This is a genomic window from Agromyces humi (genome assembly GCF_009720255.1).
Classification (GTDB): Bacteria; Actinomycetota; Actinomycetes; order Actinomycetales; family Microbacteriaceae; genus Agromyces; species Agromyces humi.
In genome coordinates, this window is record NZ_WJSP02000054.1 from 1 (window position 1) to 15,007 (window position 15,007).

Here is a 15,007-nt window from a genome sequence, read left to right on the forward strand (position 1 = left end):
CGCACCGGGCGACCGCGTGCGACACGGACCGGCGCCGGAACGGACAGTGCGCGGGACGGGCCCCCGGTGACGATGCCGACGCGGATCGGGGCGCCGACCTGGATCCGAGGCACCGACACGGATCCGAGGCGCCGACGTGGGTCCGGGGCGCAGCGTGGACCCACGGGCACCGACCTGCATGCAGGGCGCCGACCTGGGTCCGAGATGCCGACCCGGCCCCGGCTGCGCGACGTGGATCAGCGGTGCCCGAGCAGCGATCGGGATGGGAGGTGCGCGGCCGGAAACGGCGCGTTCCGGGTCGCACCCGTAACGCGCGACCCGGAACGCAGCGCCACCCCTCTTCCGGAAAGGTAGACGCCTCAGGCTAACACCGCCGCCTCGGCGAGCCTCGTGCGGAAGGCACGAATGGCCCGCGGATTGGGGGCGCGACGACACGCAGCACCCCGGTCCTGCCGGGCGCGACGGCGCCGAGGCATGCGCTGCAGCGCAGACGACGACGCCCCGGCGAGGCGAGCTCGTCGGGGCGTCGTGTGAACGGGCGGCCGGTGCGGCTAGCTCGATCGACCGGGGCGGGACGCGAAGCGCTGCTGCAGGAGCACCGCCACGATGATGATGACGCCCTTCACGATGGCCTGCACCGAGGTGGACAGGTTGTTCTGCGTGAAGACGTTCGTCAGGGTCGCGAAGATGAGCACGCCCAGCACGGTGCCGACGATCGTGCCTCGACCGCCGACGAGCAGCGTGCCGCCGACGACGACGGCCGCGATAGCGTCGAGCTCGTACAGCTGGCCGTGCGTGGAGGTGCCGGCGGTGGTGCGCCCGAGCATCATGACCGCGGCGATGCCGGCGCTGAGTCCGACGAGCACGTAGAGGGACACGAGGTGGCGCTTCACGCGGATGCCGGCGAGGCGGGTGGCCTCGAAGTTGCCGCCGATCGCGACCGTGCGGCGCCCGAAGGTGGTGCGGCCCAGCAGGAACCAGCCGCCCACCGCGGCGAGCACGAAGATCCAGATCAGCCACGGGATGCCGAGGAAGTCACCCCGGAAGAACTCGAGGAAGCCCGTGACCGAGACGATCTGCGTCTGCTTGTTCGAGAGCAGTTCGGCGAGTCCGCGGGCTGCGACGAGCATGGCCAGGGTTGCCATGAACGGCACGACCTTGCCGTAGGCGATCACGACGCCGTTGATGAGCCCGGCGAGCCCGCCCACCGCGATGGCGACGACGACCATGAGCAGCCAGCTGGACTGTGTGGCTCCGGTCTGGATCCACGACAACGAGGCGACCACGCTCGCGAGGCCCATGACGGACCCGACCGAGAGGTCGATGCCACCGGCGGTGATGACGAAGGTCATGCCGATGCTGATCACGCCGATGATCGAGGCGAAGCGGATGATCGTCAGCAGGTTGTCGACGTTCATGAACGTCTGGCCCGCGGTGATCCACCCCACGACCACCAGGACGAGGAGCGCGATGATGAGGCCGAGGTTGCGCCCGGCCGCCCCGCCGAGCAGGCGCTGCCCGAGGCCCCCTGTCGGCTTCTGGGTCGGTTCGACGACCGTGGTCGCAGGTGCGGGTTCGGGGGATTGCTCGCTCACGCGGCTGTTCCTTTCATGACGAGGTCGAGCACGCCGTGCTCGTCGATCTCGGTGGCTGGGGTGATGTGGAGGACGCGGCCGTCGCCGATGACGAGCACGCGGTCGGAGAGTCCGAGGACCTCCTCGATCTCGCTCGACACCACGATGATCGCGGTGCCGGCATCGGCGAGGCGTCGGATGAGGGCGTAGATCTCGGCGCGAGCGCCGACGTCGACGCCACGGGTCGGCTCGTCGAGCAGCAGCACCGACGTGCCGTGCACGAGCCAGCGCGCGAGCATGATCTTCTGCTGGTTTCCGCCCGAGAGGGTGCCGGTGATCCGGTCGGGATCGGCGGGACGCAGTTCGAGGGCGTCGATCTGCTCACGGGTGATGGCCCGCTCGCGGCGCTCGTTCAGCACTCCCCCGTTCGCGAATCGAGCGAAGGAGGAGAGTGTCACGTTGCGGAAGATCGGCTCCTCGAGCAGGAGCCCCTGGCTCTTGCGCTCCTCGGGCGACAGTCCGACGCTGGCGGCGACGGCCGAGTTCACGGAGCCCGATCGGAGCCGATCGCCCTTGACGGAGACCGTGCCCGACGTGGGGCGGCGGGCGCCGTAGATGGTCTCGAGGATCTCGGAGCGGCCGGAGCCGACGAGCCCGGCGAGGCCGACCACCTCGCCGGCATGGACCTGGAACGTGACGTCCGAGAAGGTGCCTCGCAGTGAGAGACCCGTGACGTCGAGCACGACCGGCGCGTCGGCCGGGAGGTCGCGGTGCGGCGGGAAGACGAACTCGACGTTGCGGCCGGTCATCAACCGGATGAGCTCCTGGGTGGGGGTGTCGGCGACCTGGAGGCCGGTGGCCATGCTCGAGCCGTCCTTGATCACGGTGATGCGATCGCCGATCTGGCGGATCTCCTCGAGGCGATGCGAGATGTAGATGATGGCGATGCCCTGGGCCGTCAGCTCGTGCACGACCCGGAAGAGGTTCTTCACCTCCTCGGCGTCGAGCACGGCGCTCGGCTCGTCCATGATGATGAGCTTCGCGTCGTGCGAGAGCGCGCGCGCCATGCTCACGATCTGCTTGTGCGCGGCGGAGAGCGTGCCGACCTCGCGGTGCGGTGAGAGGTCGCCGTGCCCGAGTCGCTTGAGCAGCTCGCGCGTCGTCTTCGCTGCGCGCGCACGATGCAGCACGCCGCCGCTCGCCAGCTCATGGCCGAGGAAGATGTTCTCGGCGATGGTGAGGCCGTCGACGACGTCGAGCTCCTGGTACATCGTGGCGACGCCCATGTCGATGGCGGCGACGGGGGTCGGGATGTCGCGCCGCTCCCCCTGCCAGACGATCTCGCCTGCGTCGGGCTGGTGCGCCCCTGCGAGGACCTTGATCAGCGTGGACTTGCCGGCGCCGTTCTGCCCGAGCACGCAGTGCACCTCGCCCGCGACCACGTCGAGGTCGACGCCACGGAGGGCGGGAACTCCGGCGAACGCCTTCGTGATCCCGCGCATCGAAAGTAATGACGCTGGATTATCACCTTTGATCATGTGACGAACATAACAGATGGTCCTCGCTCCGGGCCAGCCTTGGCGGACGGAAAGACAAGGCGATCGGCCGTCCACCGGAATGAGGACCGCCGACGGGCGCCGCCGATCTTTATGACGATGAACAAACTTAAGTTGCCAATTCGGACGCCACTTATGCTACGTTGACGTTGTCAGCGCGGACGACGCGGCTGAGCTACCCTCCGGGGCAGCCGTGCCAGGTCGATGTCCTCGCCGGCACGTCTGCGAATCACTCACATTTGGAGGACACATGCGCACAGCGCGCACCCGACGGCGCATGTTCGCCGCAGCCGGCGCCCTCGTGGTCGCCGGTCTCGTGACCGGCTGCACGGCCGGCGCCGAGGAGGGCAACAGCGGCCCTACCAACAACGCGAACAACAGCGAGTCCGGAGACACCGTCACCATCGGCTTCTCGGGCCCCGCCGCCGACCACGGCTGGCTCGGCGCCATCAACTCGGCGGCCATCGCCGAGGCCGAGAAGTACGACGACGTCGAGCTCGTCGTCGCCGAGGGCACCAACGACGCCAACCTGCAGATCAGCCAGGTCGAGACCTTCATCAACGACGGCGTCGACGCCATCGTGCTGCTGCCGACCGACGGTGCCGCACTGACCGAGGTCGCGATCAAGGCGATGGAGGCCGGCATCCCGGTCATCAACGTGGACCGCGAGTTCTCGAGCCCGTTCGCAGCCCGCACCACGGTGCTCGGCGACAACTACGGCATGGGCGTCAGCGCGGGCACCTACATCTGCGAGAAGCTCGGCGACAACCCCGACGCCGTCGTCGCGGAGATCGCCGGCATCGACTCCCTCCCGCTCACGCAGGACCGGTCGAAGGGCTTCTCCGACGCGCTCGAGGACTGCGGGCTCGAGGTGAGCAACCGCGTCGCCGCCGACTTCACCGTCCAGGGCGGCGAGGCGGCCGCATCGCAGCTGCTGGCCGCCGCGCCGAAGATCGACGCGATCTGGAACCACGACGACGACCAGGGCGTGGGCGTGCTCGCGGCCATCGATGCCGCGGGCCGCGATGAGTTCTTCATGGTCGGCGGCGCCGGCTCGAAGAACGCCATGGACGCCATCAAGGCCGGCAACAGCGTGCTCGAGGCGACGGTCATCTACCCGTCGACCCAGGGCGCCGACGGTGTCGCGCTCGCGCGACTCATCGCCCAGAACAAGGCACTCGGCGACCTCGTCGAGCAGGACGTGCCCAACCGGGTGGTGCTCTTCGCGCCCGTCGTCACGGCGGACAACGTGGACCAGTACCTCCCGACCGCCTTCACCTCCTAGCGACGGCACCCGGTCCGACCGGGAACCATCGCACCACCGCGGACGCCCGCGTCGCCACTGCGACGCGGGCGTCCGCCCCCGACCGGCCCGTCGAGGCCGATGAGAGAGAGAACGATGACCTCGATGCGGGTAGCCATGATCGGCTACGGATTCATGGGAGCCGCGCACTCGCAGGGTTGGCGCGTGGCACCTCGGTTCTTCGACCTGCCGGCGACGCCCGCGATGTCGCTGCTCGTCGGCCGCAACGGCGGCGCCGTGGCATCCGCTGCGGAGAAGTGGGGCTGGACCGAGACCTCCACCGACTGGCGTGCGGCCATCGCACGCGACGACATCGACGTCATCGACATCGTGACCCCGGGCGACTCGCACGCCGAGATCGCCATCGCCGCCCTCGAGGCCGGCAAGCACGTGCTCTGCGAGAAGCCCCTCGCCAACTCCGTCGCCGAGGCCGAGGCGATGGCCTCCGCCGCGGAGCGCGCCGCCGCCCGCGGTGTCTTCGCGATGGTCGGATTCACCTACCGCCGCGTGCCGGCGGCCACGTTCGCCCGCGACCTCGTCGCGAACGGCGCGATCGGCGACGTGCGCAGCGTGCGCGCCGAGTACCTGCAGGACTGGCTCGTCGACGAGACCGCGCCCCTCGCGTGGCGCCTGCAGAAGGAGCACGCCGGTTCGGGCGCGCTCGGCGACATCGGCGCCCACGCCATCGACCTCGCCCAGTTCATCACCGGCCAGCGCCTCACGGGCGTCGCCGGCACCATCGACACCGTGGTCGCCGAGCGGCCCCTGCTCGCCGAGGGCAGCGGGCTCTCGGGCACCGCGGGCGCCGGCTTCGGCGCCGTCACCGTCGACGACGTGGCCCTGTTCACCGGGCGATTCGAGGGCGGCGCGCTCGGCTCGTTCGTCGCCTCGCGCATGAGCACCGGGCGGAAGAACGCGCTCCGCATCGAGGTGTCCGGCTCCCGCGGGGCGGTCGCGTTCGACCTCGAGGACATGAACGCCCTCCAGTTCTACGACGACACCGCGCCCGCCGACCGCCGCGGGTTCACGAAGATCCTGGTCACCGAGCCGGTGCACCCCTACGTCGACGCATGGTGGCCGGCCGGCCATATGCTCGGCTACGAGCACGGGTTCGCGCACCAGGCGAAGGACTTCGTCGAGGCGATCGCGACCGGCGTGCAGCCCACGCCGTCGTTCGCCGACGGCCTCCAGGTGCAGCGCGTCCTCGGCGCCGTCGAGCGCAGCTCCGAGGCCAGCGGCGTCTGGACGCCCACCGCCTGAACCCGTGCGCACGAACCCGCGCTCACGTCACGACGCATCAAGGAGGATCCAGTGACTCGACCGATCACCCTGTTCACCGGCCAGTGGGCCGACCTGCCCCTCGAGGAGGTCGCGCGTCTCGCCGCCTCGTGGGGGTACGACGGGCTCGAGCTCGCCTGCTGGGGCGACCACCTCGACCCGTGGCGCTGGGACGAGCCGGGCTACGCCGAGGGCAAGCTCGAGCTCCTCGAGCGCCACGGGCTGAAGCTCTACGCGATCTCGAACCACCTCAAGGGCCAGGCCGTGTGCGACGACCCGATCGACCAGCGGCACCGCGACATCCTGCCCGACGTGGTGTGGGGCGACGGCGAGCCCGAGGGCGTGCGACAGCGGGCGGCCGAGGAGATGAAGCACACCGCTCGGCTCGCCGCGAAGCTCGGCGTCGACACCGTGATCGGCTTCACCGGGTCGAGCATCTGGAAGTACGTGGCGATGTTCCCGCCGGTGTCGCAGGAGGCCATCGACGCCGGGTACCAGGACTTCGCCGACCGCTGGAACCCCATCCTCGACGTCTTCGACGAGGTCGGCGTGCGGTTCGCGCACGAGGTGCACCCGTCGGAGATCGCCTACGACTACTGGACGACGGTGCGCACCCTCGAGGCGATCGGGCACCGCCCGGCATTCGGCCTCAACTGGGACCCGTCGCACATGGTCTGGCAGGACCTCGACCCGGTCGGGTTCCTCATCGACTTCGCCGACCGGATCTACCACGTCGACTGCAAGGACACCCGCAAGCGCATGTCGAACGGCCGCAACGGCCGGCTCGGCTCGCACCTGGCGTGGGCCGACCCGCGCCGCGGCTGGGACTTCATCTCGACCGGGCACGGCGACGTGCCGTGGGAGGACGCCTTCCGCGCCCTCAACTCGATCGGCTACGAGGGCCCGATCTCGGTCGAGTGGGAGGACGCCGGCATGGACCGCCTGGTCGGCGCACCCGAGGCGCTCGAGTTCGTGCGGCGGCTCGCGTTCGACGCGCCCGACGCGGCGTTCGACGCGGCGTTCAGCACGAAGGCCGAGTAGCGGGGACTCCGAGGCGTCGAGCGCGGGCCGAGTACCGCCGACCATGACACGACATATGACGGATGCCCCGGGGTCGGCCCGGGGCATCCGTCATATGTCATTCGTGCGGCGGCAGCTGCGCCACGAGGTCAGACCTTCGCGGCGGTGGGCGCGCCGACGACCATCTCCTCGATGTTCGCCGGCGACAGCGCGTGGTGGATGGCGAGCATGCACGCGCCCAGCACCGCGGCATCCGCCCCGGCCTTGGACTGCGTGATCTGCAGGTGCTCGGTGGCGAGCGGCATCGACCGGGTGTAGACGATCTCACGGACCCCGGCGATGAGGTGCTCGCCCGCCTGGGCGAGCGAGCCGCCGATGACGATCACCGACGGGTTGATCAGGCTGACGCACGTGGTGAGCACCTCCCCGATGTCACGACCCGCCTGGCGCACGGCCTGGATGGCGGTGATGTTGCCGCCCTTCACGAGCTCGACCACGTCCTGGCTCGACTCGGGCGACATTCCCGTGTCGCGCAGGTCGCGGGCAAGCGCCGGCCCGGAGGCGAGGGCTTCGAGGCATCCGCGGTTGCCGCACTGGCAGGGCACGTCCGCGCCGCGTGCGACGTGCACGTGGCCGATGTCGCCCGCCGTGCCCTGGGCGCCGCGCTGGAGGATGCCGCCCGAGATGACGCCTGAGCCGATGCCGGTGGCCACCTTGACGAAGATGAGGTGGTCGACCTCGGGCCACGACAGCTCGCGTTCGCCCAGCGCCATGATGTTCACGTCGTTGTCGACGAGCACCGGGGCGTCGAAGGTGCCGTGGAACCAGCCGGGCACGTCGAAGCGGTCCCAGCCGGGCATGATCGGCGGGTTGATGGGGCGACCGCTGCTGTGCTCGACGGGGCCGGGGAGGCCGATGCCGATGGCGAGCAGGTCGGCAGGCGAACGGCCGAGCTGGTCGAGGAGCTCCTGCGCGGCGCCCGACACCCAGGTCAGCACCGCCTCGGGCCCTTCGGCCACTCGGATGCGCTCGCTGCTCTCGGCCTGGATACGTCCGGTGAGGTCGCTCACGGCGATGCGCACGTGCGAGGCGCCGACGTCGACGCCGAGCACCACGCGCCCGCTCGCGGCGATCGCGAATTGCGAGGACGGGCGGCCTCCCGTCGAGACCGCGTCGCCGACGGGGCCGACGAGGCCGAGCTTCATGAGGGCGTCGATGCGGAGGGCGACGGTCGACCGGGCGAGGCCCGTCATCGCCGAGAGCTCGGTGCGGGTGCGGGGGCGTCCGTCGCGGAGGATCTGGAAGAGGTCACTGGCGACGGAGGAGCCGAGGGCGGTGATGTGCCCGTCTTGGCCGGTGCGACTTATGTCGGTCATCTGTCCATTCTTCCACATGCGGCGTTCGAAGTTCGCGGATCGTGGTCGCAAGGGTGCCCCCCTTTTGGTCGTCACACCCGACGCCGGCTCCGCGGTGTCGGCACACCATCGAAGGCACTGACCGCGCGCAGCTGCCGCCCCTGCAGCACGCTCCACGGGCTGAGGACCGAGGGCATCGCGTCGACCACCCGGAGGAAGTCGGCGGGGTCCACCCAGCGCTGGTCCATGACCTCGTCGGGCGCCGGATCGAGGTCGGTCGGCAGTTCGGCGAAGTACACCGGACAGACCTCGTTCTCGACGACGCCATCGGGCGCCATGGCGCGATACCGGAAGCCCGGGAGCACGGATCGCAGCGAGCGCGGTTCGACGCCGAGCTCGAACCGCAGCCTCCGGGCGATCGCCGCCTCGAGGTCCTCCCCCGGCGACGGATGGCCGCAACAGGTGTTCGTCCACACCCCGGGCCACGTCCGCTTCGCGAGCGCACGCCGCGTCAGCAGCATCCGCCCGTCTCCGTCGAAGCCGTAGCAGGAGAAGGCCAGGTGCAGCGGGGTGTCGACGCCGTGCACCGCGGCCTTCTCCATCGACCCGATCGGCGCTCCCGACGGGTCGAGCAGCACGACCTCCTCGAGCGGGATCGGCGGCGGGTGCGGGAGCGTCGTGGTCATGAGGCTCCCACCGTTGCGTCGACCCCCACCCGGCCCCCGGACGCACCGGCACCGGCCGCCTGCAGCACCAGGTCGCGCACTCGGGCCGCGGGCACCGTGTCACCTGCACCGCCCCAGAACGGCAGCTCCGCGTTCGAGCAGAGCAGCAGCGGGGCGTCGGCCTCCGAGGACGGCAGCCTGCCGTGCGTGCCGCGCACCCACGACGGATCCAGGGGCACCACGTTCATGGCATACCGGAGGCCGAGTTTCTTGCGCACGAGCCCGAGCCCCGCCTTCGCCTTCGCGAGCCGGTCGGCCGGGTCGAAGAAGAGCTCAGCCGGGTCGTAGCCGGGCTTGCGGTGGATGTCGACGCCCCGGGCGAACTCGGGCGCCCGGTCATCGTCGAGCCAGTAGTAGTAGGTGAACCACGCGCCGGGCTCGGCGACCACGACGAGTTCGCCCGAGCGTTCGTGGTCGAGGCCGTACCGCTGCTGCGCGGCCCGGTCGAGCACCTCGTCGACGCCCGGAAGGCCCTTCAGCAGGTCGCGGACGCGGCCGACATCGGCGGGGTCGGCCACGTAGACGTGCGCGACCTGGTGGTCGGCCACGGCGAACGCCCGCGACGTCCACGGGTCGAGCTGCTCGCGCCCCTGCTGCACGTACACCTCGAGGAGCCCCTCGCTGCGGAGCACCCGGTTGAGGTCGACCGGCAGGTTCGCCGGCTCGATGCCGTACTCGGCGACCGCCACGACGGTGGCACCGGCCGCCCGCGCGTCGTCGAGGAGCGGCGCCATGGCGGCGTCGAGCTCCGCGGCCGCGCGGTCGGCCTGGAGCGACTCGGGACCGAAGCGCTGCAGGTCGTAGTCGAGGTGCGGCAGGTATGCCATCACCAGGTCCGACCGGCGCTCGCGCATCACCATCCGAGTGGCCTCGACCATCCAGCGCGTCGACGCGATGGACGCGGTCGGTCCCCAGTACTGGAACAGGGGGAACTCGCCGAGCGCACCGGTCAGCTCGTCGTGCAGCGCCGGCGGCCGCACGTAGGCGTCGGGCGACTTGCGCCCGTCGGCGTGGTAGACCGGCCGCGGCGTGACGGTGACGTCGGTGCTCGCGCCCATCGCGTACCACCAGCCGATGTTCGCCGCGGTGAAGCCCGGGCGATCGCGGCGAGCCGCCTCCCAGACCTTCTCGCCCTGCACGAGCGCATTGTGCTGACGCCAGAGGTGCACCTCCCCCTGGTCGCGGAAGTACCACCCGTTGCCGACGATGCCGTGCTGCGCGGGAGCGAGTCCGGTGAGCATCGTCGACTGCACGCTGCACGTCACCGCGGGCAGCACCGTGCCGAGCCGCGTCTGGGCTCCGGATGCCGCGAGCGCGCCGAGCCGGGGCATGTGCGCGAGCGTCCGTGGGGTCAGTCCGACCACGTCGAGCAGCAGGACCGACGTCATGCGATCACCTCTGCGGGTTCGAGGAGGTCGGCCGCCCAGCGCACCTCGCCGGCGATGCCGGCCACCAGGTCGTCGACCGGGTCGGGCAGGACGGTCCACGTGTACGTCTCGACGTCGACGTGGGCCTCGTCGCCGTGCGGGACCGACCGCACCGCGGCGAGCGCGGCCGCGATACGGGCCTCGACCTGGTCGTGCGGCACGCACACGTCGACGTGGATGCGGCCGCGGCCGGCCGCGACCCGGTCTTCGGGCTGGAGGAAGAACGACGAGTTGCGCCGCAGCGGGTCGACGAGGTGCGTGTCGTTCGGGCGCACGTACCCGAGCACCGCCGCCCAGAACGGGGTGACCGCGGCGGACGGCGGCGAGGCGACGGCCGTCTGCACGACCTGGAGCACCGACGCGTCGGCCTCGAGCCCCAGGTCGCGCGCCGCTTCGGAGATACGACGCGCCAGTTCGATATCGCGCTCGCTGAGATTCCGGATGCCGCGGGTCACGAGCTTCACCGCGACACCCTCGCGGCGCAGGTCGACGTCGGGGTCGTGCCGGGTGGGCGCCACGAGGTCGGCGATCGCGGCGACCAGGCCGGCGCCCTGCGCGTACGACGTCGCCCGGAAGAACGCGTGCGCCCCCCAGTACAGCACCCGCCAGTCGTCGACGCCCTGGGCCGCGTGGAACTGCTCGGGAGTGATCGGCTCGACGTCCATGTCCCCATGGTGTCCGGCACCGCCGACACCGTCGCCGGCCCAGCCGACTACGTCGGCCGCTCGGCGCCCGCCTGCTCGGCCGATGTCGGCTCGACGACCGTCTGCTCTGCCGCGGCGGCCTCGGCCCCTTCGGCGGCGACGGCATCCTGCCGCTTGCGCGTGACGAGGTACGAGCCGGCGAGCACGAGCAGGAACCCGACGATCGTCCAGATCGTGACCCGCTCGCCCAGCACCACCACGCCGGCGATGATCGCGACCGCCGGGTTGACGTAGGTGATCGTGGTGGCTTTGACCGGTCCGATCTCGGCGATCAGGCCGACCATGAGCAGGAACGCCAGCGCGCTGCAGACCACCGCGAGCACGATGACCGACACGATGACCGCCGCCGACGGCACCTCGGTGGGCCATCCGCCCGTGAACAGCACGAACGGCACGTACACGACGGCCGTGGCGGCGAGCGAGACGGCGACGACGCCCACGCCGGGCAGGTCGGACATCCACCGCGACAGGATCGCCGGGCCGAGCGCGTACCCCACGACGACCACCGCCATCTGCGCCACGGCGATGAGGTCGGAGCCCGCCATGTCGAGGCCGACGAGGGCGGCGACACCGAGCATGCCGAGTGCGATGCCGAGCCAGTTCACGCGTGACAGCCGCTCGGGACGGCCCATGAGGAACGCGATCGCCACGCCGGCGAGCGGCACCGTGGCCAGCAGCAGGCCCGCCGTCGACGACGGCAGGTGCTGCTCGGCCGAGCTGAGGAAGTACCAAGGCAGGATGATCTCGACGATCGTGTAGGCGAGCATCGGCTTCCACCGACGCACCACCGACCAGACCTCACGACGGAAGAACGCCAGCGGCAGCAGCAGGACCGCGGCCAGCGCCGACCGCCCGAGGACCACCATCCCCGGGTCGAGCTCGCTCACCGCGACCTTGATGAAGAGGTAGGGGATGCCCCAGGCGATGCCGAGCGCGACGAAGAGGATCAGCCCACGACGAGTCACCAGCTCATTCTGGCGGCTGCCGCCGACAGCGGCCGACCTGCGCCTGCCGACTGCGCGTGAAATCCCGCCAACCGCCGACGACGCGAGCGGATGCCGCGGCGCTGCCGCCGCGGCATCCGCTCATCGAACCTGATCAGCCCTGCGCGAGCAGCTCCAGGGTGTCGATCACGCGGTTCGAGAAGCCCCACTCGTTGTCGTACCAGGCGACGACCTTGACGTGCCTGCCGTCGACGCGGGTGAGCGCGGCATCGAAGATCGACGAGGCGGGATTGCCCGTGATGTCCGACGAGACCAGCGGGTCCTCCGAGTACTCGAGGATGCCCGCGAGCGGCCCCTCGGCCGCCGCGCGGTAGGCGGCGAGCACCTCGTCGAGCGTGACGTCGCGGGCGACCGTCGTGTTGAGCTCGACGATCGAGCCGACCGGCACGGGCACCCGGATCGAGTCGCCCGACAGCTTGCCGTCGAGTCCCGGCAGCACGAGGCCGATGGCCTTGGCGGCGCCCGTCGTGGTCGGCACGATGTTCACGCCGGCGGCGCGCGCGCGACGCGGGTCACGGTGCGGGCCGTCCTGCAGGTTCTGCTCCTGCGTGTAGGCGTGCACGGTCGTCATGAACCCGTGCTCGATGCCGGCGAGGTCGTCGAGCACCTTGGCGAGCGGGGCGAGTGCGTTCGTGGTGCACGAGGCGTTCGAGATGATCGTGTGGGCGGATGCGTCGTACGCCTCGGTGTTCACGCCGTAGGCGAGCGTGACGTCGGCGCCGTCGGCCGGTGCGCTCACGAGCACCTTCTTCGCCCCGGCGTCGAGGTGCGCACGGGCAGCGGATGCCGCGGTGAAGCGCCCGGTCGATTCGAGCACCACGTCGACCTCGAGCTCGGCCCACGGCAGGTTCGCGGGGTCGCGCTCGGCGAGGACCTTGATGCGGCGACCATCGACGACGAGCGTGTCGCCGTCGACCTCGACGGGGCGGCCGAGCCGGCCACCGGTGCTGTCGAAGCGCAGCAGCTGTGCGAGCGCCTTGGGGTCGGTGAGGTCGTTCACGGCGACGACCTCGAGGTCGGAGTCGCGCTCGAGGAGGGCGCGGAGCACATTGCGGCCGATGCGGCCGAATCCGTTGACGGCGATGCGAGTCATGAAGGGTGGATCCTTTCGTTCTCCTCCACCATCGTCGTTCGGGTCGCGCGCCGCGAGTGGCTGGAACGACAGCATGCGCAAGCTTCGCGCCACCGTCTTCGCTCAACGGGAAACGGGTACCAGCGTCACCTCGCGCAGTTCGCCCGCGTCGGCGAACGCCGTCATCATCGTGCACACCGGCTGCCGGCGCCGGTCGGTCGGCGAACCGGGATTGAGCAGTCGGATGCCGCGTGGCGTCGTCGTGTCCCACGGGATGTGGCTGTGCCCGAAGACGAGCACGTCGAGCCCGTCGGGCGAGTCCGGCCCGTCGTAGGCGGCATCCATGCGCGCCTCGCGCCCGCCAGCGGCGCCCGTCTCATGCACGACGCCGAACCGCACGCCGCCCGCCTCGAACCGGGCGAACTCCCCCAGCCGAGCGTGCAGCTCGGGGCCGTCGTTGTTGCCCGCGACGCCGACGAGCCGAGCCGACCGACCCTCGATGGCGTCGAGCGTGGCGAGGTCGACCCAGTCGCCCGCGTGCATCACGACGTCGGCGTCGTCGATCGCGCGCCACACGTCGTCGGGCAGCCGCCGGGCCCGTGCGGGCACGTGGGTGTCGGAGATGAGGAGGAGCCGCGTCGCCACCGTCCCATCATCGCGCGCCCGCGGCATCCGGAGCCGTAGCGCCGGTCAGCCCGCCGGCCGCTCGGGCCCGCCCAGCAGGAGCTTGATCGACTCGAGGTCCGCTTCGGAGCGGGTCAGCAGCGAGCGGATCTCGTCGAGCGTCGCCTCGGTGTCCAGTGGTCTGTTCGCATGCTGGTCGGCGCCGACTCCGGCACCCGCGGCCGACGTCGCGTCGGTCGAGGCTGCGGAGATCGGATCCGCGGGGGCCGGCTCCTCGCCGCCGTCCTTCCGCGGAGCCAGGAACAGGTTCGCCAGGTAGCCGGTGAAGGTGCCGAAGATGCCCACGCCCACGATGATGATGACGACGCCGGCGATCCGGCCCGGGTTGGTGGTCGGGTAGTAGTCGCCATAGCCGACGGTCGAGATCGTGACGATCGTGTACCACAGGGCGTCCGACGCAGTGGTGATGTTCGCACCGGGTGCGTGCTCCTCGAGGGCGAGCATGGTGAGGCTGCCGAACTGCAGGACGAACACGCCCATGAGCAGCAGCGCGTACAACGCGCTCCCGGCCCGGTCCCTGATGAGGGTGCGCCAGATCGCCCCGGGCCCGACCTGGCGCATGAGGCGGACGACGCGGACCACGCGGAACACGCGCAGGATCTTCAACTGCGGGAACGGCAGGCTGGCGAGGAGGTCGGCCCACCCGAAGTGCCGGAAGAAGTACGCGCTGCGACTCGGTGCGGTCACCAGGCGATAGGTGAAGTCCACCAGGAAGATCCCACTGAACAGCACGTTCATGACCCAGATCACAGTGTTCAGGGCGTCGTCGTCGACGGCGTACATGAGGACCAGGTTGACGATGGACAGGATCGACAGCACGCCGATGAAGATCTCGTAGCCCGTGCTCTTCAGTTCGCTGCGCGCCGCCCTGGCCATGCGAGGAGTCTGGCACGCGCCCCGCGCGCCGCTCGGCCGCCACGACGGCGCCCGCCGACCGGCGGGTACGAATCACCCGGACTCGCCCGGCTGCACGAACGTGTGCCGGTACTCGCTCGGCGAGGTGCCGAGGATCCGGTGGAAGTGCAGCCGCAGGTTCGCGCCCGTGCCCAGGCCGACCCGGTCGGCGATCTGCTCGACGCCGAGGTCGGTGCGCTCGAGCAGCTCGCGCGCGAGGTCGACGCGGGCGCGCAGGATCCACTGCATGGGCGTGTAGCCGGTGTCCTCGACGAAGCGTCGCGAGAACGTGCGCGCCGACACGTTCGCGTGCCGCGCCAGCTCGGCGAGGGTGAGCGGCTGCTCCAGCCGGGTGAGCGCCCACGCGCGGGTCACCGCGAACACGTCGCCGAGCGGCTCGGGCACGCTGCG

14 protein-coding genes are annotated in these 15,007 nt (G+C 70.9%); 3 read left to right on the forward strand and 11 right to left on the reverse strand.

The window, feature by feature from the left end; all coding sequences use genetic code 11:
• Positions 1–551: 551 nt before the first annotated feature.
• Together GH736_RS07290 and GH736_RS07295 are read right to left on the reverse strand one after the other, a co-directional pair.
• A complete protein-coding gene (locus tag GH736_RS07290) occupies positions 552–1,595 on the reverse strand; it encodes an ABC transporter permease (RefSeq protein WP_159601686.1) in 1,044 nt (347 codons plus the stop codon).
• Positions 1,592–3,076, reverse strand: a complete 1,485-nt coding sequence (locus tag GH736_RS07295) for a sugar ABC transporter ATP-binding protein (RefSeq protein WP_235933871.1) — start codon at positions 3,074–3,076, stop codon at positions 1,592–1,594. The genes GH736_RS07290 and GH736_RS07295 overlap by 4 nt, the downstream gene beginning before the upstream one ends.
• A 304-nt stretch (positions 3,077–3,380) precedes the next feature.
• Here GH736_RS07295 and GH736_RS07300 point away from each other — a divergent pair, with 304 nt between their 5' ends.
• The 3 genes from GH736_RS07300 to GH736_RS07310 all read left to right on the forward strand — a co-directional run bounded on the left by GH736_RS07300 (position 3,381) and on the right by GH736_RS07310 (position 6,752).
• Positions 3,381–4,415, forward strand: coding sequence for a substrate-binding domain-containing protein (locus GH736_RS07300; RefSeq protein ID WP_159601688.1), 1,035 nt, complete (start codon positions 3,381–3,383; stop codon positions 4,413–4,415).
• Positions 4,416–4,529: 114 nt separating this feature from the next.
• Positions 4,530–5,693: a Gfo/Idh/MocA family protein gene (locus GH736_RS07305; RefSeq protein WP_203230671.1), complete on the forward strand. Its 1,164-nt coding sequence runs from the start codon at positions 4,530–4,532 to the stop codon at positions 5,691–5,693.
• Positions 5,694–5,744: 51 nt separating this feature from the next.
• A complete protein-coding gene (locus tag GH736_RS07310) occupies positions 5,745–6,752 on the forward strand; it encodes a sugar phosphate isomerase/epimerase family protein (protein WP_159601690.1) in 1,008 nt (335 codons plus the stop codon).
• A 128-nt stretch (positions 6,753–6,880) separates the two neighbouring features.
• Here GH736_RS07310 and GH736_RS07315 read toward each other — a convergent pair whose 3' ends face one another.
• The 9 genes from GH736_RS07315 to GH736_RS07355 all read right to left on the reverse strand — a co-directional run.
• Positions 6,881–8,107: an ROK family transcriptional regulator gene (locus tag GH736_RS07315; RefSeq protein WP_159601692.1), complete on the reverse strand. Its 1,227-nt coding sequence runs from the start codon at positions 8,105–8,107 to the stop codon at positions 6,881–6,883.
• Positions 8,108–8,178: 71 nt separating this feature from the next.
• Positions 8,179–8,772 carry an isopentenyl-diphosphate Delta-isomerase gene (gene idi, locus GH736_RS07320; RefSeq protein ID WP_159601694.1) on the reverse strand — a complete coding sequence of 198 codons (594 nt, stop codon included), beginning with the start codon at positions 8,770–8,772 and terminating at the stop codon, positions 8,179–8,181.
• The gene (locus GH736_RS07325) at positions 8,769–10,199 is read right to left on the reverse strand and encodes an alkaline phosphatase family protein (protein WP_159601696.1); all 1,431 of its coding nucleotides are present in this window, start codon (positions 10,197–10,199) and stop codon (positions 8,769–8,771) included. Before GH736_RS07325 ends, idi begins: the two co-directional genes overlap by 4 nt.
• Complete coding sequence (locus GH736_RS07330; RefSeq protein ID WP_159601698.1) at positions 10,196–10,903, reverse strand: 4a-hydroxytetrahydrobiopterin dehydratase; 708 nt, start codon at positions 10,901–10,903, stop codon at positions 10,196–10,198. The genes GH736_RS07325 and GH736_RS07330 overlap by 4 nt, the downstream gene beginning before the upstream one ends.
• Positions 10,904–10,950: 47 nt before the next feature.
• Entirely contained in the window at positions 10,951–11,907 is a 957-nt protein-coding gene (locus GH736_RS07335; protein ID WP_203230672.1) for a DMT family transporter, read from the reverse strand.
• 133 nt (positions 11,908–12,040) lie between these two features.
• On the reverse strand, positions 12,041–13,039 hold the full coding sequence (gap, locus tag GH736_RS07340; RefSeq protein WP_159601700.1) for a type I glyceraldehyde-3-phosphate dehydrogenase: 999 nt from the start codon (positions 13,037–13,039) through the stop codon (positions 12,041–12,043).
• Positions 13,040–13,141: 102 nt separating this feature from the next.
• On the reverse strand, positions 13,142–13,663 hold the full coding sequence (locus tag GH736_RS07345; protein WP_203230673.1) for a metallophosphoesterase family protein: 522 nt from the start codon (positions 13,661–13,663) through the stop codon (positions 13,142–13,144).
• 45 nt (positions 13,664–13,708) lie between these two features.
• Positions 13,709–14,578 carry a potassium channel family protein gene (locus GH736_RS07350; RefSeq protein WP_159601704.1) on the reverse strand — a complete coding sequence of 290 codons (870 nt, stop codon included), beginning with the start codon at positions 14,576–14,578 and terminating at the stop codon, positions 13,709–13,711.
• A gap of 72 nt (positions 14,579–14,650) precedes the next feature.
• The coding region (locus tag GH736_RS07355) for a helix-turn-helix domain-containing protein (RefSeq protein ID WP_159601706.1) at positions 14,651–15,007 on the reverse strand (357 nt) is incomplete at its 5' end.